Below are 16,515 nucleotides of genomic sequence, written 5' to 3' on the forward strand. Positions count from 1 at the left end.
GTCATCGTACTGATGCCTCAGATCAATGGGAGCAGTCCGCGCAGGACGTCTCGGCTCTCCTCCGGCCCCGGGCTGTCCTCCTGGAGCCGCGCCATCACCCGTTCGTACTGGCCGACCTCCTCGCGCTTGTCCAGATACAGCGCGCTGGTCAGCTGTTCCAGGAAGACGACGTCCGAGAGGTCCGACTCGGGGAAGCTCAGCATGGTGAACGCGCCGCTCTCGCCCGCGTGTCCGCCGAAGCTGAACGGCATCACCTGAAGGGTGATGTTCGGCTGCTCCGAGATCTCGATCAGATGCCTCAACTGCCCCTGCATGACGGCACGGTCGCCGTACGGGCGGCGTAGCGCCGCCTCGTCGAGGATGGCGTGGAAGCGCGGGGCGCGCTCGGAGACGAGCACCTTCTGCCGCTCCAGCCGCAGGGCGACGCGGCGCTCGACCTCGGCGCGGGGCGCGTCCGGCTGGCCACGGGTGACGACGGCGTGCGCGTACGCCTCGGTCTGGAGCAGTCCGTGCACGAACTGCACCTCGTAGATGCGGATCAGGGAGGCGGCGCCCTCCAGACCGATGTACGTCTGGAACCAGCCGGGCAGCACATCGCCGAAGCTGTGCCACCATCCCGCGACATTGGCCTCCCGGGCGAGCCCGAGCAGGGCCGCGCGCTCGCCCTCGTCGGCCACCCCGTAGAGGGTCAGCAGGTCCTCGATGTCCCTGGCCTTGAAGCTCACCCGTCCCAACTCCATGCGGCTGATCTTGGACTCGGAAGCGCGGATCGAGTAGCCGGCGGCTTCACGGGTGATACCGCGCGTCTCGCGCAGCCGCCTCAGTTGTGAGCCCAGCAGGATGCGCCGCACCACGGAACCGCCCGATTCGGCTGCGGTCACGTCTCCAACCCTCCCCATCAATGTGGTTCTCCCCGGAGCACCCCCGAACTCCAAGTGCCGGATTCTGCCATCAAAACGCTTCACCCCGTACTCATTCGATTACGGAAATAAGAAGGCTTTGCGAAGAGGACGAAAATGGTCACGAGGAGAAAAGCTACGGAAACGGTACGGGACCGGCGAAGTCCGGCGCGTGCACGTGCATCTGCCCTTGCATCTGCCGTACGCATTCGGAACCATGGGCCCCGCGCACCTGCGCTCGTTTCGTGATTGACGTGTTGTGACGCTGGACCACCGCAGTATCGCTACGGCCGCGAATACCGGGAGTGCCTCGCATGGGGATGACTGGATCGACCATGCTCTGGCCTTTAAGGCAGGGGCTTCCTCCCACCGACCTCGCCGCAGCGGCCGGTTCGGCCTCGTGCGCCCTGCCCGCCCGCTACGAGGCGGTGCGCGGGGCGCGCCAGTTCACCAGGACCACGCTGTCCCAGTGGGAGCTGAGCGAGCGCTTCGACGATGTCGCGCTGGTCGTCTCGGAACTCGTCACCAACGCGCTGCGGCACGCGCTGCCCGCCGACACCCCGCGCGAGCCGCACGAGCCTCCCGTACGTCTGCATCTGATGCGCTGGTCGTCGCGGCTGGTCTGCGCGGTACGGGACCCGAGCCACGCCCGGCCCACGGCGCGGGAGACGGACGAGGACTGTTCGGCCGAATCGGGCCGCGGGCTGTTCCTGGTGGAGTCGTTCAGCGACACCTGGGGATGGCACCCGCTGGCCGGGTCGCTGCACGGCAAGGTGGTCTGGGCGCTGTTCCGGCTGGAGACGAGCTGACGCGCGGGCTCCCTCCGGGCTTCCTGGCGCGCGCCGGGCGTCCTGGCGCGCGGCCGACGGGCGGATCGGACCCGTCGGCCGGAGGTTGGCCGAAATCAGCTGTGATCAGGGCCACCTGACGGTACGGCCGCCGGGGCCGTCAGATGGCCGGGATCAGCTGGTCCAGATCGACCGGTCCAGATCGCCCGGTCCAGATCAGGTGGTCGATATCAGGTGGTCGAACTCTCCCGCCTTCGCGCCCAGCAGCATGGACTCGATCTCGGCGGGGGTGTACACGAGCGCCGGTCCCTCGGGGTGGCGTGAATTGCGTACCGCCACTTCCCCGCCCGGCAGTTTGGCGAACTCCACGCAGGAACCCTGGGAGTTGCTGTGCCTGCTCTTCTGCCAGACGACTCCGTGAAGCTCTGTGGCCGCCATGCCGTTGTACACGTGGTGCACAGGACGCTCCCCGAGTTGCAAGGTGCAGGTGTCAACTGTCTCGGATCATAGCTGTGTTTCATGTGCTGATGCATGAGCAAATGCACGTGCACGCGGGGTGTTCCTTTGGTTACAGACCTGGTGACCGGCGCGCCTCGGTGGTGGAGGGACCCACGTCGGCGGCTACCGGTGTACCCGCGCTGAGTAATGCTCTGGGTAGAGACGCAATTCGAGGCCCCCAGGATCCCTCCCCGCCCCCGATCCGCGGAAATCGGTCCCCGCTTACGCCATGTACCCCGCCTCGCGCGGTTCAGCCGCCCGGGCCCGGTGGCACCGGTGCGGTGGGGCAGGGACCGTCAGCGTGGTGACGAGCCGTACGGCAGCAGTGCCATCTCCCTGGCGTTCTTGACGGCGCGCGCCAGTTGGCGCTGCTGCCGGGCGCTCACCCGGGTCACCCGGCGGCTGCGGATCTTGCCCCGGTCGGAGAGGAACTTCCGCAGCAGGTCGGTGTTCTTGTAGTCGACGTACGTGATGCCGTCCCGGTCCAGCGGGTTGGGGCGGGGGGCGGGCGGCTTGCGCTGCGCGCGGCGGGTGGGCACGGGGATCAGACCTCCAGGAGGGTGTCGAAGGCGGGCGGCAGACGCCTCCAGGCGGCGCGGCCCGCGCTGTACTCGGCGTCGGTGAGCAGGCAGGAGTCGAGCAGGCGCTCGATTCCCTCCCGGTCGAGGCCGGGTGAGGTGAAGACCAGGTGCTGGCAGCGGTCGCCGTGCGGGTGGTGCCAGTCCAGGGAGGCGGCGGCCCGGCGCAGCGGCGGGACCTTCTCCCATTCGGCGTCCGGCAGCGCCGCCAGCCAGGGGCCGGCGCTCTCCACGCACAGCGCGCCGCCCGCCGCGTCCCAGTGCAGCAGGCTGTCGTGGTGGTCGGCGAGCCAGAACCGGCCCCGGCTGCGGGCGGCGGCGCAGGTCAGGTCCTCCAGCGCCGCGTAGAGCCGCTCGGGGTGGAAGGGCCGGGCGCGGTGCCAGACGTACGTACCGACCCCGCACTCGTCGGCTTCCTGGGGCAGCAGCGCGCAGGCGGGGTGCTGGCGCGCGGCGGCGGCCTCGACGTCGAAGCCGGCGAGAGCGGCCTCGGCCAGCTCGCCGGAGACGGCCGGGCCGGTACCGCTCGCCGGATCGATCCGTATCCGGCGTGCGGTCGGGTGCAGTTGGGCCAGCAGCGCGCGGTCCTCGTCGTCGGCCGACGGGTTGTCGACGACGGCGAGCACCGGCGCGTACTCCAGTTGTCTGGCCCAGGTGTCGGCGATCGTGCGCCGGTCGGTGGCCGCCGCGGCGAGCCCGGCGTCGGCCAGGTCGTCGCCGTTGCCGAGGTACGGGAGGAGCAGCGCCGGGTCGACGGCGGTCAGCACCGAGGTGACGACCAGCCGCTCGCCGTGTGCCGCGATGACCTCGGCCATGGCCCGGGGTTCGACCGAGTCCCACAGCTCGACGATCGCGAGCCGGGTCGTCCCGTCGTCCGCGAGCCGGATCAGCTCGGGTACGAGGTCCTCGCGGAGCGCGCAGCAGGCGCAGTCGTTGACGAGCGGCGCCTCGCCGGAGGAGAGCGGTCCCGTGAGGTCGCGGACAGTGCGGACGACGGTTCCGTCGGCGGCCGTCGACAGGTCGTGGTGGAGGGCGACGCTGCCGGGCACGGAGGCGAGGAGCCGGCGCACGGTGGCCTCGCGGGCGTCGGTGTGCAGGCCGCAGACGAGGGCGACGGGGAGCCGGCCGTCGGTCCCGCTCATGGCCGGGCCTCGGGGGCGCGGCGGCCGTAACGGCGCTCGAAGCGCTCGACGCGGCCGGCGGTGTCGAGGACGCGGGCGGTGCCCGTGTAGAAGGGGTGGCTCGCCGAGGAGATCTCGACGTCGATGACGGGGTAGGTGGCGCCGTCCTCCCAGACGACCGTCTTCTCGCCGGAAGCGGTCGAGCGGGTGAGGAAGGCGAAGCCGGCCGCCTTGTCGCGGAAGACGACGGGCCGGTACGCGGGGTGGATTCCGGGCTTCATCGGGGTCTCGTCCTGTCCTTTTCTGTCTCTGTGTCCGTCTGTGTGTCTGTGTCTGTGTCTGTGTCTGTGTCTGTCCCGACCGGCCGAGGGCTGTCGGTCACTGTCTGCCGGTCGCCGCCCCGAGCGCTCGGTCCGCTGTCAGCGCTCCTCGCGGAAGTCGACGTGCCGGCGGCAGAGCGGGTCGTACTTGCGCAGCGTCAGCCGGTCCGGGTTGTTACGGCGGTTCTTGCGGGTGACGTACGTGTAGCCGGTACCGGCGGTGGAGCGGAGCTTGACGATCGGGCGCAGTTCGTTGCGTGCCATGGGGTTAGTATATGGAAATGGTTTCCATTTCCAAAGAGAGGGGTGTGTGACCTTGTCCGCCCACTGCCAACTGACCGGAGCCGAGCCGGGCTTCGGCAACCAGATCTCCCACTCCCACCGGCGCACCTCCCGCCGCTTCGACCCGAACATCCAGCGCAAGCGCTACTGGCTGCCGAGCGAGGGCAGGCAGGTGCGCCTCACCCTGAGCGCCCGGGCCATCAAGACCATCGACTCGATCGGCATCGAGGCCGCGGTCGCCCGCATCCGCGCGCGGGGGGTGAAGGTCTGATGGCGAAGAAGAGCAAGATCGTCCGCAATGAGCGGCGCCAGGAGATCGTCGAGCGCTACGCCGTACGCCGTGCCGAGCTGAAGGAGATCCTGCGGAGCCCCGGCACCCCCGAGGCGGAACGGATCGCGGCGGAGCGCGAGTTGCGTCGTCAGCCGCGTGACGCGAGCGCGACCCGGGTGAGGAACCGGGACAGTGTGGACGGCCGGCCGCGCGGTCATCTCAGGAAGTTCGGGCTCTCCCGGGTCCGGCTGCGCGAGCAGGCACACGCCGGTTTCCTTCCCGGTGTGCGGAAATCCTCCTGGTAGTTTGACCCCCGTTCGGCCACTGCGTTCGGCCACTGAGAAGGGGGACTTGATCGTGCGGAAGCAGTTCGTACGGACCGGTTCGGCCACCGCCGGTCTCGCCGTCGCGCTCACGCTCGCGCTCGCGGGATGCGGCGGTGACGGGGACAGCGGCGACAAGGACAAGAGCGGGGCCGCCCCGTCCGCCACGGTCTCCGGTGACGCGGGGTCGGGATCGGCCTCGGAGGCCGCGCGCGTCGACGGCACCTGGGCGGCCGTCACCGACGGCAAGCCCGTCGCCATGTCGGTCACGTCCGGCAAGGTCTCCCTGATCGCCGCCACCCATGTCTGCGAGGGCGAGGTGACGGACATGGGCGGCGAGCCGATGTTCTCGCTCACGTGCGCGGACGGGAACAAGGACCGCGCCATGGGCACGATCGAGTCCAACGACGGCAAGACGCTGGTGGTCTCCTGGGGCGGCGGCAGGAAGGACTCGTTCACCAACGGCGCGGACAGTCTGCCGACCGACCTGCCGACCCTGCCCACGGACCTCCCGACCGAACTGCCGACCGAACTGCCGACATCGCGCTGAGGCACCACCCCCGGTGTGGTCAGCGGCCGCCCCGGATGCGCTCCCGGTCGCGTCCGGCGCGGTCGCGGCCGCGCCGGTCCCCGGCCGGCACATGGGCCGCGTCCGCCGCCGACGTGCCGTGATGCCAGCCCTCGGCGTCGGTCGCCCCGCGGACGCGGGTCGCGACCGTCTCCGGGAACATCCGGTCCGTGTGCTCGGCCACGGCCACGTCGCGCGCCGCGAGCACGGGCAGCAGCCCGGAGCCCGCGGACACGCCCCCGGCGGCCGGGCCCGCCGACGCTTCGGCCTCGGCGACCTGCGCGGCCTCGGCGGTGGCGTGTTCCGCGGCCAGGGCCAGGCGTTCGCCCAGGCGGTGGGCGTACGCCATCAGGAAGGACTGCCGGAAAGTCTTCGTCCGCTTCCTTCCCGACGCGCGCTGGGCGGCCTCCGCACGGGTCATCGCCGACGTGCCCTGCACCAGCAGGGAGGTGTGGAGCAGCTCCACCGCCTCCAGGTCCGGTTCGAAGCCGACGACCGTGGAGAAGCCGTACGCGCTGTTCCACACGGCGCGGCAGCGGTTGGCCGAGGCGACGGCGTCGAGCAGGATCGCCTTCGCCGTCTCGTACGGGGCGTCCACACCGATCCGGCACGCGCCGGGGACATCGCCCCGGTGGGTGCGGTCCGCCAGCAGCGCCTCGTCGACGCTGTGCCGCGCCATCAGCTCCTGCGCCTTGGCGGTGAGCGCCTCCGCCTCCTCGGGGTAGCCGGTCGCCTCCGCCTTCGCGAGCAGCGCCCTGATCCGGGTGAGCATGCGCGGCTCGCCCTCCACGGGGGCGAGCCGGAGGGACGCCCCCGGTACGGGCCCGGCCGGTTCGAGCGGGGGCAGCCGGGCGAGCAGCAGATACAGCTCCAGTACGGCGGTGGCGTACGAGAAGCGGTCGGCCCGGTACGGCTCACCGGCGACCACCACCGCACCGGCGCCGGCGCCGGTGCCACCACCGCTGCCCGGGGTGAAGTCGATACCCAGGTCGGCCAGTTGGCCGGTCCAGCGTGACGGCAGCCGCTCGTAACGCCGTATCTCCCCCGCGATCAGCTCGGCGAGCAGCCGCGTCTGCGGGTCGCGCAGCTCGCGGCGGACGAGCCGGGCGACATCGGCGGGCTGCCAGCCACGCTCCCACGCCAGCCGTAGGTATCCCTCGCCACGCCGCCGCAGCTCCTGGTCGGCCGCCGGGTCGGCGGCCAGCAGGGAGGCGGCCAGGTCGAGCCCCTCGCCCGCGCCGGCCCCGCCGCCGGTGGAGAGCAGCGCGGTGAGCGCTCGCTCGACGGTGTCACTCATGCGATCGCCCCCTCCGGCGTACGGATGTCCACGCCCCCGATGATCTCAGATCCCCGGTCACGACCCGCTCTCTGTCCACAGGCTGTGGATATCCGGTCCGCGCCCTCTCCCCTTACGGTGGCCACCTCCGACGGACCAACGCTTCAGGGGCATCCATGGGTGAGAACAAGCGGCGCATGCTGGCGGGCGACTGGTACATCCCGGACGACGAGGAGCTGCACGCCGAGACCGAGCGGCGCTTCGCCCTCTGTTCCGCCTACAACGCGAACGGCGGCGCGGAGCGCGCCGACCGCGCCGGGATTCTGGCCGAGCTGCTGGGTTCGGTGGGCGAGCGGGTCACCATCCGGCCGCCGTTCCAGTGCGACTACGGGACGTACATCAGCGTCGGCGACCGTACGTTCGTCAATTTCAACGCTGTCTTCCTGGACGCCGCGCCGATCACCATCGGTTCCGACGTGCAGATCGGGCCGAACGTCCAGCTCCTCACCCCTCTCCATGAACTGGGCGCCGAACGCAGGCGCGCGGGCTGGGAGCGGGCCGCTCCGGTGACGATCGGGGACAACGTCTGGCTGGGCGGCGGGGTGATCGTCTGCCCGGGAGTGACCATCGGCGAGAACACGGTGGTCGGCGCGGGATCGGTGGTGACGAAGGACCTCCCGCCGGGCGTCCTGGCCGTGGGCAACCCGGCGCGGGTGGTCCGCTCGCTGGAGCCGTGACCCGCCGGAGGAGCGGCCCGGGCGGCCGACGGGGGCAGCGGGAGGGCAGCGGGAGCGGCGAGGCGCGTAGGTGGGGCGCCCGCGCGGGGCGCGTGGGCGCGTGGGGCGCGTGGGGCGCGTGGGCGCGTCCCGCGCGCCCGCAGCTCCTCGCAGCTCAGGGGCGCGCACCCCCGCTCGTATCCCGGCTGCCGCTTCCGCGGTCGCTCCCCTCCGCGCCCCCTCCCGCGCCCTGCGCCGTGAACTCGCACCACACCACCTTCCCCCGCACCGGTCCCGCGTGATCACCCCAGTCCGACGCGAGGGCGGTGACCAGCAGCAGCCCGCGCCCCTCCTCCGCCTCGGCGGCGGTCTCCGCGTCGACCGATTCGATACCCGTGGGCCACCGCGGAGGCGTACGGGACGGATCGGCGACCTCGACACGCAGCCGGTCCTCCGCGCGCAGCAGCGCGAGGGAGACGGGACCGCGGGTGCAGCCGCAGATGCAGACGCCGTGCCGTACGGCGTTGGTGACGAGTTCACTGACCGCCAGTTCGACGGCCGCGGCCAGTTCGCCCTCCACCCGGCGCAGCGCGAGCACCTCGCGGGTATGGCGGCGGGCCCGGGGAGACGCCTCCGGTCGGTGCGGGAGCGGCATCCGGGTGAGCGGAAGCCAGCCGGGGTCGGAGTCGTAGACATCGTGCGCAAGTCCACTGTCAGTGAGCATCGTTACTCTCGGACATCAATAGGTCACCGAAAGCAACCCATGGTGCCCGAGAGGAGCCCTGTCGTGCCACATCCCCGATCCCGGGCCCTGTCGGATCGACGCGGGCCGACGCGCGGGACGCGGCGTCGGACCGGCCCCGCCGCGTCCGCCGTTTCAGGGCGTGATCACCAGTTTTCCACCGGGGTGCCCGCCTTCGCTCAACTCCTGCGCCGCTGCCGCCTCGGCGAGCGAGAACGTCCGTGCGACCTGTACCCGCAGCGCGCCCTCCGCCGCGAGGCGGGCGTTCTCCGCCAGCCCCGCCCGCCGGGCCTCGGGCGACGTGCCGCCGGAGGAGAAGACCACCCCGTGCTCGCCGGCGTCCATGTCCGCGATGGTGACGATCCGGTCCGTGCTGCCGCCGCGCAGCTCGATCGAGTCGGGGAGCGCCCCCTTGCCCGCCGCGTCGAAGACGGCGTCCACTCCCCCGGGCGCCACGGCCCGGACACGGTCGACCAGCCCGTCCCCGTACGCCACGGGGACGGCGCCCAGGGAGCGCACATAGTCGTGGTTGGCCGGGGACGCCGTGCCGATCACCGTGGCGCCGCGCGCCACCGCGAGCTGGACGGCCAGCGCGCCGACCCCGCCGGCGGCGCCGTGCAGCAGCAGGGTCTCCCCGTCCCGCACGGCGAGCTGGTCGAGCACCCGCGCGGCCGTCTCCCCGGCGACCGGGATCGCCGCCGCCTCCGCCCAGCCCAGGGCGGGCGGCTTGGCGACCACGATCCCGGCCAGGGCGTACGGCGCGTAGGCACCGGTCGCCGACCAGCCGAGCACGTCGTCCCCGACGGCGAATTCGGTGACGCCCTCGCCGGTCTCGTCCACCACCCCGGCGAACTCGGCACCGGGCACGGCGGGCAGCGGGGTCGGCGCGAGCTGTTCCATCCAGCCGCGCCGGATCTTCCAGTCCATCGGGTTGACGCCCGCGGCCCGTACCGCCACCCGGATCTCACCGGGACCCGCGTGCGGTTCCGGCACGTCCTCCGTACGCAGTACCTCGGGCCCGCCGAACTCATGGAAAACGGTCGCTCGCACAGCAGCCTCCACAGCCTGTGGTCATGGATCAGAAGGGGGTGTTCACGGGACGGGTCCGGGATTCCGTGGCTCTGGTCCCGGGTCGATCCTCCCGGTCACCGGCCGGGACCGCCTGTCGAACGGTCCGGTCCGGCCGGAGGTTCAGCCGGACCGCGGCGCCGGACCGCCGTGTCCGGGACCGCGTGCCGTCAGGCCGGGTCGGCGTGCCGCCCGGCCGGACCGCGCCGCGCCGGTCCGTTGTCAGACCCCCCTGCGAGACTCGGCGGTATGAGCGAACGTTGGGCGCTGGCGCCGGTGGAGGGCGGCGGCGCGCTGCTCGCTCCGCTGGGCGCGGACGGGCTGCCCGCCGGGCCCGTGCTGCGCGAGCCGGATCTCGTCGCGGCGGTCAGGGAGCGCGAGCCGGAGGTCGGGAGGTGGGTGTGGCGGTCGACCGCCGAGCTGTATCCGCAGCTGCTCGCGGCGGGTGTGCGCGTCGAGCGGTGCTACGACATCGAGGCGGCCGAGTCGCTGCTCCTCGGCCACGAGGGGCGGCTCGGCGAGCCGCGCTCGGCCGCCGCGGCCTCGGCCCGGCTGCGGGGCGCGCCGGTGCCGCCCGACCCGCCGCCCCGGTCGGCGGTGCCCGGCTCGCAGTCCTCGCTCTTCGAACCGAGGGCGGGCGCCGGCCTGCCCTTCGACGCGCTGCTGGAGGTGTACGCGGAGCAGAGCCGCCGCCATGCCGCCGCCGAGCACCCCGGCCGGATGCGGCTGCTCACCGCCTCCGAGTCGGCGGGGATGCTGGTGGCCGCCGAGATGCACCGCTCGGGGCTGCCCTGGCGGGCGGATGTGCACCGCGCGCTGCTGAGTGAGCTGCTCGGCGAGCGGTACGCGGGCGGAGGCGAGCCGCGGCGGCTGGCCGAGCTGGCCGACGAGGTGTCACGGGCCTTCGGCCGGCGGGTGCGGCCGGATCTCCCGGCCGATGTGATCAAGGCGTTCGCGGGGGCGGGCGTCAGGGTGAAGTCGACCCGGCGCTGGGAGCTGGCGGAGATCGACCATCCGGCGGTGGAGCCGCTGATCCAGTACAAGAAGCTGTACCGGATCTGGACGGCGCACGGCTGGAGCTGGCTCCAGGACTGGGTGCGGGAAGGCCGCTTCCGGCCGGAGTTCCTGCCGGGCGGCACGATCTCCGGCCGCTGGACGACCAACGGCGGCGGGGCCCTCCAGATCCCCCGGGTGATCCGGCGCGCCGTCGTCGCTGACCCGGGCTGGCGGCTGGTGGTGGCCGACGCCGACCAGATGGAGCCGCGCGTGCTGGCCGCGATCTCCCGCGATCCGGGGCTGATGGAGGTGGCGGGACACGACGGCGACCTCTACACGGCGCTCTCCGACCGCGCCTTCTCCGGCGACCGCGACCACGCCAAACTGGCCCTGCTGGGCGCGATCTACGGCCAGACGTCCGGCGACGGCCTGAAGAACCTGGCGGCGCTGCGCCGCAGATTCCCGCTGGCCGTGGCCTATGTGGACGACGCGGCGCGGGCGGGCGAGGAGGGCAGGCTCGTACGCACCTGGCTGGGGCGCACGAGCCCACGGGCGGCGGGAGCCGAGGACTCCGACGAGGCGGGCATCCCCCAGGACCTCGCCCCGGGCGACGGCCCCGGCACCGACTCCGGCACCGGCGCGTCGGGCGGACCGGCCGGATTCACTCCGGGTTACGCGTCGTCCAACGGCCGGGCGCGGGGCCGCTTCACCCGTAACTTCGTCGTCCAGGGCAGCGCCGCCGACTGGGCGCTGCTGATGCTGGCCGCGCTCCGCCGCGCGATCACCGGGATGCGGGCCGAGCTGGTCTTCTTCCAGCACGACGAGGTGATCGTGCACTGCCCGCAGGCGGAGGCGGAAGAAGTGGCGCGGGCCGTCCGCGCGGCCGGGGAGCTGGCCGGACGCATCGCCTTCGGGGAGACTCCGGTGCGCTTCCCGCTGACGACGGCGACGGTCGAGCGGTACTCCGACGCGAAGTGAGGGGCACGGCGGCAAACCGAGCCGGCCGACGCGGCGCGGCCGGTCGGTCGCGGGGGCGGTGGCGGTGGCGGTGGCGGTCGATTCACGTGCGGGTGGCCGAGAGGACCCGACCGAGGTGCGCGGCGGCATCAAGGAGCGCCCGGGAGCGAGCCGCGATGGTCTTGTCCCGGGCCGCCAGCGCGGCTTCAACGTCCTGCGGCCTCTGTCCCTGCCGCAGATCCGGCATCAGCGCCCGGAGCGAACCCACGCGGTATCCGGCGCCGCGCAGCTGGTGCACGATCCGGGCGTCCCGGACATGGTCCGGTGCGTACCTCCGCGTGCCGCGCGGCGGGAGCCGGTCGGGAACGACGAGCCCCTCGGCGTCCCAGTGCCGCAGCGTAGACGGGCGCACTCCGAGCGCGTCGGCGAGTTCGGAGACGCTCATCGAGTCCGACGCGCGTACGTCCGCGACCGGCTCGGCGGAAATCGCCTGCGCCGCCGCCCTCGCGAGCGCCAGCTGCTCGCGCTCCCGGTCGAGTACGGCGTGAGCCGCGTCGAGGAGTGCGAGCAGCTCCGGGACCGGGCGCCGGTGCGCGGCGCGGACGATCCGTCTCGCCTCGACCGGCCCCGTACCTGCCGCGAGGGCGCGGTAGGCCAGCGCGGAGTGCAGATGGGTCTCGCCGTACCTCCGGTGGCCCGCCGCCGTACGCGGCGCCGACGGGAGCACACCGTCGCGTTCGAGATCGCGGATCTGCTGGACGGAGTATCCGGCCCGGCGCGCGACATCGACGGTACGCAAGACCGGTGAGTTGAGAGTCGACACCCTCCATCCCCCCTCCACCAAGGCGTCGTGCGGCTCCATATCCCCACAAGCACCTTAATGAAACGCTTGAACACATGACCATGGACGAGATCATCAGCTTCACGGCGGACCTCGACGGGGTACTGGCCGTCAGACCCGGACCCGGCGACGGGTCACCGGAGATCAGTTGGGGAGACACCTACTTCTTCTACGCTCCGGACGGAGACGTCCCGGCAACGGTCCAACCCTTCGCGACGATCGTCACGAAGAACTACCCGGGCGACGAGACCTCCCGCCTGGACCGCCCGGACACGTTCCGCCTCAATATCGCCGCCGGAAAGGAAGCCTTCCTCGCCCGGACCGGCCGGACACCGCGCGACCCAGCCGCCGCCGACGCGGCCCCCGGCACGGCCGGGGCCGCCCCCGACGCCACCGATGTCGTGATCGCCCACCCCGTCTACGGCTCCCTCGGCTGGCTCGCGGTGGTGAACCCGGGCCGCCGGACCGGCATGACCGTCCGCGAGTTGCTCCGCCACGCCCACCACCTCGCCCGCGCACGCCGCGAGCGGCGTACGGGGACGACGACGGACTGAGGAGCTTCATCGGCTCGCCGAGGACACGGATCCGACAGCGCACGGGACGGGACTCGAAGGCGCCCTCGGTCCCACGACGGACGCCCACGGTGGTGACGCGCTGCCGTGCGCCACTCCTCGACCCAGCGGCCAGGTCACCATGGCGGCTCCCGCGGCGCCCAGTTGTGTTGATGAACGGCGGACACCGCGCCCAGGTCACTCAGCGCAGAACCCGAGTTGAAGCCGAACCAGCCGAACCAGAGGAGTCCCGCACCGACCACACCGACCGGAATGTTGTTCGGCCGCTCCCCCAAGGGCGCGAAGTCGAGCGCGGCGAAGCTCATCTTGATCATCATCAGAACGCGTTGGGGCGTGCCGTGCCGCCGCGGAAGAACGCCAGTCCCGGTGTCATGAGCAGCATCACGGCGGTGGCGGCGTGCAGCCAGGTCCTGGCGCCGGGAAATACGCGGGTGGCATCGGCGCGAGAGGGGTTCACCGGCGGGATACCTCGCTGAGGGGCTCGTCGGTCGGGGAGACGCAGGTGTCACGGCTTGCGCATCGCGGGCGCCGGGCGGCCGGTGTACGGCATTCCAGGTCGCGGCGTGCACAGTCGCGGTGCCGCCCAGGACGGCCGTAACGCCGGGAGCGGCCATGACCTCGGGTGTGCTGCTAGAAGCGGGCGTCCGCGAACCGGATGATCTGGAGCAGCGATTTCTGTTAACACCCGGCGAGGTCGGTGCGCCCACCCCGCACAGCGAAACCCATGCCGAGGATGCCGACCTGGGCAGGGAAGCCGACGGCGAGCGTGTCCGGCGCGGAGCCCGGGGGTGCCACCGCAGGCGGCAGCCGCTCGGCGCTGTAGTACCGGGGATCGAGCCGGTCGGGCCTGGCCCTGAGCGAGGTGGGCGGCACGTCAGATCAGCACCTCGCGGCGCGACTCGAGGATGCTCAGCACACCGTCGAAGGCCGTCCCGTTGAGGCAGTCCGTCAGAACGACCGGACGGTTCTCCCGGAGCCGGTGGGCGTCGGATTCCATGACGGCGATGCCGGTGCGGACGTACTGCGCGATGTCGATCTTGCTGATGACGAGCAGGTCCGAGTCGGTGATGCCCGGCCCTCGCTTGCGCAGCGCCTTCTCGCCCTGCGCGCTGTGCGGCAGGCCCCGTGGCGACCTGGCGTCGCGACTCCACCTGCTGCCAACCACCGGGTTCCGCGGCGCCCTGTCGACCCGGACGGCCTTCGCCTGCGAACCCCTGACGCCGGCCCTGCCCGACGGGTCACAGTGGGCCGGCCGCTACCCGACGCCCGGCATCCGAGCATGCGTAAGGCTTCGGTGCGCGGTGCGCCGGGGCGGCGGTGGCGAACGCAATCTCCCAAAAGGGAAGAAGGCCATCCTCGTCGTGCGGCTCGGCACCCTCCGGGCATGAAAAAACCCCAGGTCACGGCGAGTGAGTCCTGGGGTGATTCCGAGCCGCCTTCGGGATTCGAACCCGAGACCTACGCATTACGAGACCGAGAGCGATCATGCCGGGGAATGCCCTGCCGTGCCGGGGAATGCCCTGCCGTACAGTCTCGTGACATATTTCCTGGTCAGAGCATCTACAGCAGCTTGGCCTGTGCCACCTCGTGCCGCACCGCGCCAAAGGCGTCTGTCCACCGCCCGTCCACCGGCCAGGCCGATCGGCCACTCATCCCCGTCAGACCTCAGACCTCGCGGCTCTCACCGAGGACCGCGCACATTGGGCCGGAGGCACGACGACGACTGTGCCTTTCCTACAACGCGCGGCCACCCGGCGCCTCCGTAGGACCCGCCCCTCGAAACGCATCGGAGCCCTGGTACCAAGGGCGCCGGGCCTCCGATGCACTGCTGCACCATTCACCGGCCCTGATCCCGCGTCGGCAGGGCGTACTCCTGACACTGCGAACCACCGGCGAGCTCTCATAGCGCCACTAGGGCAGTCCCGTGGTCCGCCCTGTGTCTGCTCCGGCTTCCGGACCCCACTGCCGAATCTATCGGCACGCGCGCCGCCACTGACGTCGTTTACCAAGGGAGGACTGGTACTGCGGACTGCGGCACTACTTGTGATCCGGCGTCGACGGGTACGCCGGAAGATGTCAACAGCGGACGGGGTGCCGACGGCGCGGGTCCGGTGGTCAATCCGCGCGGCAGGACGTGTCCTTCGTGGGCATCTTGCCCTCGACGAGGTAGCGCGTGGTGGAGTTCAACGCGCAGGAGTTCCGGCCCAGGACGTAGACACCGTGCCCGCTGTCGTCGACGCTGATCAGCCGGGCGCGGTCGCCGAACTTCTCGCGCAGCATCTTCCCGCCCAGGTGCGGGGTCGACGCGTCCCGCCGGTTCTGTAGGAGCAGCACGTTGCGCGGGCCTTCGGCGTCGACCTCCACGGGCGGTTCAGCGGGGGTGTACGGCCAGAAGGCGCAGGGGGTGATGTTGGCGGTGGCGGCGCCGTACAGCGGGTAGCGTTCGCGGTCCTCGGCGACGCCTTGCCGGTAGGTGTTGATGTCCTCGGGCCACTCGGCGTCGTTACAGGTGACGGCGAGGAACACGGTCAGTGCGTTGTCGGTCGGCGACAGCGTGCCGTCCGCCGTTTCCCCGGTGGCGGCCGTCACACCGCGGGCCGCGGCCTCGTCGCCTTCGCGCAGCGTCTGCCAGGTCTGCGCCAGCGTGGGGTACTGCGTCTGCTTGAACAGGTGGCCGAATGTCAGGAGCCGGAAGAGGTTGCCGTCGATTCCCGCGACCGGAGCCTTGTCGAGCCTGCCGGCGATGGTGAGGTAGGACGCCCGTACCTGCCCAGGTGTGCGGCCCAGGCCGTAGCTGTCGTGCCGACTGGCGGCCCACTTCGCGAAGTCCGGCAGGGTCTGCTCCATGCCGAGCGCGTAGCGGCGCATGCCGTCGCGGTCGAGGTGAGTGTCTCCGATGTTGCTGTCGAGCACGATCCGGTCGGAACGCTCGGGGAACATCGACGCGTAGGCGGCGCCGAGGGCCGTGCCGTACGAGTAGCCCAGGTAGCTGGTTTTCTCCTCGCCGAGCGCGGCCCGGATCCGGTCCAGGTCGCGGGCGGTGTTCGCGGTGGTCAGGTGGCGCAGCCTGCCATCGTCGTCGTTGTCCGCGCACTGCTCGGCTGCCTTCTCAGCGACTTTCGCCTGCGCGGTGACCGCAGCGTCATCGACCGCGTAAGGCGGGATATTGGAGTAGTAGGGGCTGTCTGTGGTGAAACCGCAGCTGACCGGTGTGGAACGACCGATCCCGCGGGTGTCCATGCCGATCAAGTCGTAGCGGTCGGTGACGCTGCTGGGCAGGCCCTGGGCCACCAGCAGCGCGGACAGCGCCAGCCCGGATCCGCCGGGACCGCCCGGGTTGAGCATGAGGACGCCGCGCCTCTTGTCCGGGTCGGCGGCGGCCAGCCGCGAAACGGTGAGGTCGATCTGCTCGCCTTCCGGCTCGGCATAGTCCAACGGCACGCGCACGGTGGCGCACCGCAGCACGGTCGGAGCGGCTTCCGCCCCGACGTCGTCGGGGCACTGGCCCCACTCCACCTGAGGGGTTTTCGTCTCCTCGGCGGCGGCGGGCACAGTGATCAGTGACGCGCCCAGGCCGATGACCGCCAGGAGGGCCAGCTTTCGGCCGACACTGCTTTGTCGTTTCATGTCCAGTCTCCGCATATCGGTGCGTGGGGCGTGGTCGCGACCATCCCACTCCCTGCCCCTGGGGCACGGTCA

General features: G+C 71.9%; 20 protein-coding genes and 2 pseudogenes. 7 read left to right on the plus strand and 15 right to left on the minus strand.

Annotated features, from left to right (window positions below; genetic code table 11):
- Nucleotides 1-17: 17 nt before the first annotated feature.
- On the minus strand, nt 18-899 hold the full coding sequence (locus ACFY6S_RS25910; protein ID WP_388827548.1) for a helix-turn-helix domain-containing protein: 882 nt from the start codon (nt 897-899) through the stop codon (nt 18-20).
- A gap of 314 nt (nt 900-1,213) precedes the next feature.
- On the opposite strand from ACFY6S_RS25910, the gene ACFY6S_RS25915 reads away from it, so the two are divergent.
- Nucleotides 1,214-1,708: an ATP-binding protein gene (locus tag ACFY6S_RS25915; RefSeq protein WP_388827545.1), complete on the plus strand. Its 495-nt coding sequence runs from the start codon at nt 1,214-1,216 to the stop codon at nt 1,706-1,708.
- Between the two features lie 195 nt (nt 1,709-1,903).
- Here the strand turns inward: ACFY6S_RS25915 and ACFY6S_RS25920 are convergent, their stop codons facing one another.
- The 5 genes from ACFY6S_RS25920 to rpmG all read right to left on the minus strand — a co-directional run bounded on the left by ACFY6S_RS25920 (nt 1,904) and on the right by rpmG (nt 4,468).
- Nucleotides 1,904-2,146 carry a DUF397 domain-containing protein gene (locus tag ACFY6S_RS25920; protein WP_388827542.1) on the minus strand — a complete coding sequence of 81 codons (243 nt, stop codon included), beginning with the start codon at nt 2,144-2,146 and terminating at the stop codon, nt 1,904-1,906.
- A gap of 335 nt (nt 2,147-2,481) precedes the next feature.
- Entirely contained in the window at nt 2,482-2,730 is a 249-nt protein-coding gene (gene rpsR, locus ACFY6S_RS25925) for a 30S ribosomal protein S18 (protein ID WP_388827772.1), read from the minus strand.
- Nucleotides 2,730-3,905 (minus strand): CobW family GTP-binding protein, encoded by a 1,176-nt coding sequence (locus ACFY6S_RS25930; RefSeq protein ID WP_388827539.1) that lies wholly within the window; start codon nt 3,903-3,905, stop codon nt 2,730-2,732. Before ACFY6S_RS25930 ends, rpsR begins: the two co-directional genes overlap by 1 nt.
- Nucleotides 3,902-4,165, minus strand: a complete 264-nt coding sequence (locus ACFY6S_RS25935) for a type B 50S ribosomal protein L31 (RefSeq protein WP_388827536.1) — start codon at nt 4,163-4,165, stop codon at nt 3,902-3,904. Before ACFY6S_RS25935 ends, ACFY6S_RS25930 begins: the two co-directional genes overlap by 4 nt.
- Before the next feature lie 138 nt (nt 4,166-4,303).
- Entirely contained in the window at nt 4,304-4,468 is a 165-nt protein-coding gene (gene rpmG, locus ACFY6S_RS25940; protein ID WP_388827533.1) for a 50S ribosomal protein L33, read from the minus strand.
- A 52-nt stretch (nt 4,469-4,520) separates the two neighbouring features.
- Here rpmG and rpmB point away from each other — a divergent pair, with 52 nt between their 5' ends.
- The 3 genes from rpmB to ACFY6S_RS25955 are packed head-to-tail and all read left to right on the plus strand — an operon-like array spanning nt 4,521 to nt 5,630.
- The gene (rpmB, locus tag ACFY6S_RS25945) at nt 4,521-4,757 is read left to right on the plus strand and encodes a 50S ribosomal protein L28 (RefSeq protein ID WP_388827769.1); all 237 of its coding nucleotides are present in this window, start codon (nt 4,521-4,523) and stop codon (nt 4,755-4,757) included.
- The gene (rpsN, locus tag ACFY6S_RS25950; RefSeq protein WP_388827530.1) at nt 4,757-5,062 is read left to right on the plus strand and encodes a 30S ribosomal protein S14; all 306 of its coding nucleotides are present in this window, start codon (nt 4,757-4,759) and stop codon (nt 5,060-5,062) included. Before rpmB ends, rpsN begins: the two co-directional genes overlap by 1 nt.
- A gap of 52 nt (nt 5,063-5,114) precedes the next feature.
- Entirely contained in the window at nt 5,115-5,630 is a 516-nt protein-coding gene (locus ACFY6S_RS25955) for a hypothetical protein (RefSeq protein ID WP_388827527.1), read from the plus strand.
- A 19-nt stretch (nt 5,631-5,649) separates the two neighbouring features.
- On the opposite strand, the gene ACFY6S_RS25960 is transcribed toward ACFY6S_RS25955, so the two are convergent.
- The gene (locus ACFY6S_RS25960) at nt 5,650-6,945 is read right to left on the minus strand and encodes a DUF2786 domain-containing protein (RefSeq protein WP_388827524.1); all 1,296 of its coding nucleotides are present in this window, start codon (nt 6,943-6,945) and stop codon (nt 5,650-5,652) included.
- Nucleotides 6,946-7,100: 155 nt separating this feature from the next.
- Here ACFY6S_RS25960 and ACFY6S_RS25965 point away from each other — a divergent pair, with 155 nt between their 5' ends.
- Nucleotides 7,101-7,661 carry a sugar O-acetyltransferase gene (locus ACFY6S_RS25965; protein WP_388827521.1) on the plus strand — a complete coding sequence of 187 codons (561 nt, stop codon included), beginning with the start codon at nt 7,101-7,103 and terminating at the stop codon, nt 7,659-7,661.
- Nucleotides 7,662-7,815: 154 nt separating this feature from the next.
- On the opposite strand, the gene ACFY6S_RS25970 is transcribed toward ACFY6S_RS25965, so the two are convergent.
- Nucleotides 7,816-8,364: an ATP-binding protein gene (locus ACFY6S_RS25970; RefSeq protein WP_388827518.1), complete on the minus strand. Its 549-nt coding sequence runs from the start codon at nt 8,362-8,364 to the stop codon at nt 7,816-7,818.
- A gap of 153 nt (nt 8,365-8,517) precedes the next feature.
- Nucleotides 8,518-9,432: an NADP-dependent oxidoreductase gene (locus ACFY6S_RS25975; protein WP_388827515.1), complete on the minus strand. Its 915-nt coding sequence runs from the start codon at nt 9,430-9,432 to the stop codon at nt 8,518-8,520.
- Between the two features lie 267 nt (nt 9,433-9,699).
- Here ACFY6S_RS25975 and ACFY6S_RS25980 point away from each other — a divergent pair, with 267 nt between their 5' ends.
- Nucleotides 9,700-11,424 carry a bifunctional 3'-5' exonuclease/DNA polymerase gene (locus tag ACFY6S_RS25980; RefSeq protein WP_388827512.1) on the plus strand — a complete coding sequence of 575 codons (1,725 nt, stop codon included), beginning with the start codon at nt 9,700-9,702 and terminating at the stop codon, nt 11,422-11,424.
- Nucleotides 11,425-11,506: 82 nt separating this feature from the next.
- Here the strand turns inward: ACFY6S_RS25980 and ACFY6S_RS25985 are convergent, their stop codons facing one another.
- A complete protein-coding gene (locus ACFY6S_RS25985) occupies nt 11,507-12,202 on the minus strand; it encodes a MerR family transcriptional regulator (protein WP_388827509.1) in 696 nt (231 codons plus the stop codon).
- A 98-nt stretch (nt 12,203-12,300) separates the two neighbouring features.
- Between ACFY6S_RS25985 and ACFY6S_RS25990 the strand changes: the two genes are divergently transcribed.
- Nucleotides 12,301-12,798 (plus strand): DUF6194 family protein, encoded by a 498-nt coding sequence (locus ACFY6S_RS25990; protein ID WP_388827506.1) that lies wholly within the window; start codon nt 12,301-12,303, stop codon nt 12,796-12,798.
- A gap of 79 nt (nt 12,799-12,877) precedes the next feature.
- On the opposite strand, the pseudogene ACFY6S_RS25995 reads toward ACFY6S_RS25990, so the two are convergent.
- From ACFY6S_RS25995 to ACFY6S_RS26015, 5 genes and pseudogenes are all read right to left on the minus strand, one after another.
- A pseudogene (locus ACFY6S_RS25995) lies at nt 12,878-13,112 on the minus strand (ammonia channel protein); the annotation flags it as partial.
- Between the two features lie 20 nt (nt 13,113-13,132).
- Nucleotides 13,133-13,273, minus strand: a complete 141-nt coding sequence (locus ACFY6S_RS26000) for a hypothetical protein (protein ID WP_388827503.1) — start codon at nt 13,271-13,273, stop codon at nt 13,133-13,135.
- 221 nt (nt 13,274-13,494) lie between these two features.
- Nucleotides 13,495-13,689 carry a hypothetical protein gene (locus ACFY6S_RS26005; protein ID WP_388827500.1) on the minus strand — a complete coding sequence of 65 codons (195 nt, stop codon included), beginning with the start codon at nt 13,687-13,689 and terminating at the stop codon, nt 13,495-13,497.
- Between the two features lies 1 nt (nt 13,690).
- Nucleotides 13,691-13,927 (minus strand): annotated as a pseudogene (locus tag ACFY6S_RS26010) (GTP-binding protein); the annotation flags it as partial.
- A 1,004-nt stretch (nt 13,928-14,931) separates the two neighbouring features.
- The gene (locus tag ACFY6S_RS26015) at nt 14,932-16,443 is read right to left on the minus strand and encodes an alpha/beta hydrolase (RefSeq protein WP_388827497.1); all 1,512 of its coding nucleotides are present in this window, start codon (nt 16,441-16,443) and stop codon (nt 14,932-14,934) included.
- Nucleotides 16,444-16,515 lie beyond the last annotated feature (72 nt).

Origin of the sequence: Streptomyces sp. NPDC012835 (assembly GCF_042900885.1) — a bacterium.
Classification (GTDB): Bacteria; Actinomycetota; Actinomycetes; order Streptomycetales; family Streptomycetaceae; genus Streptomyces.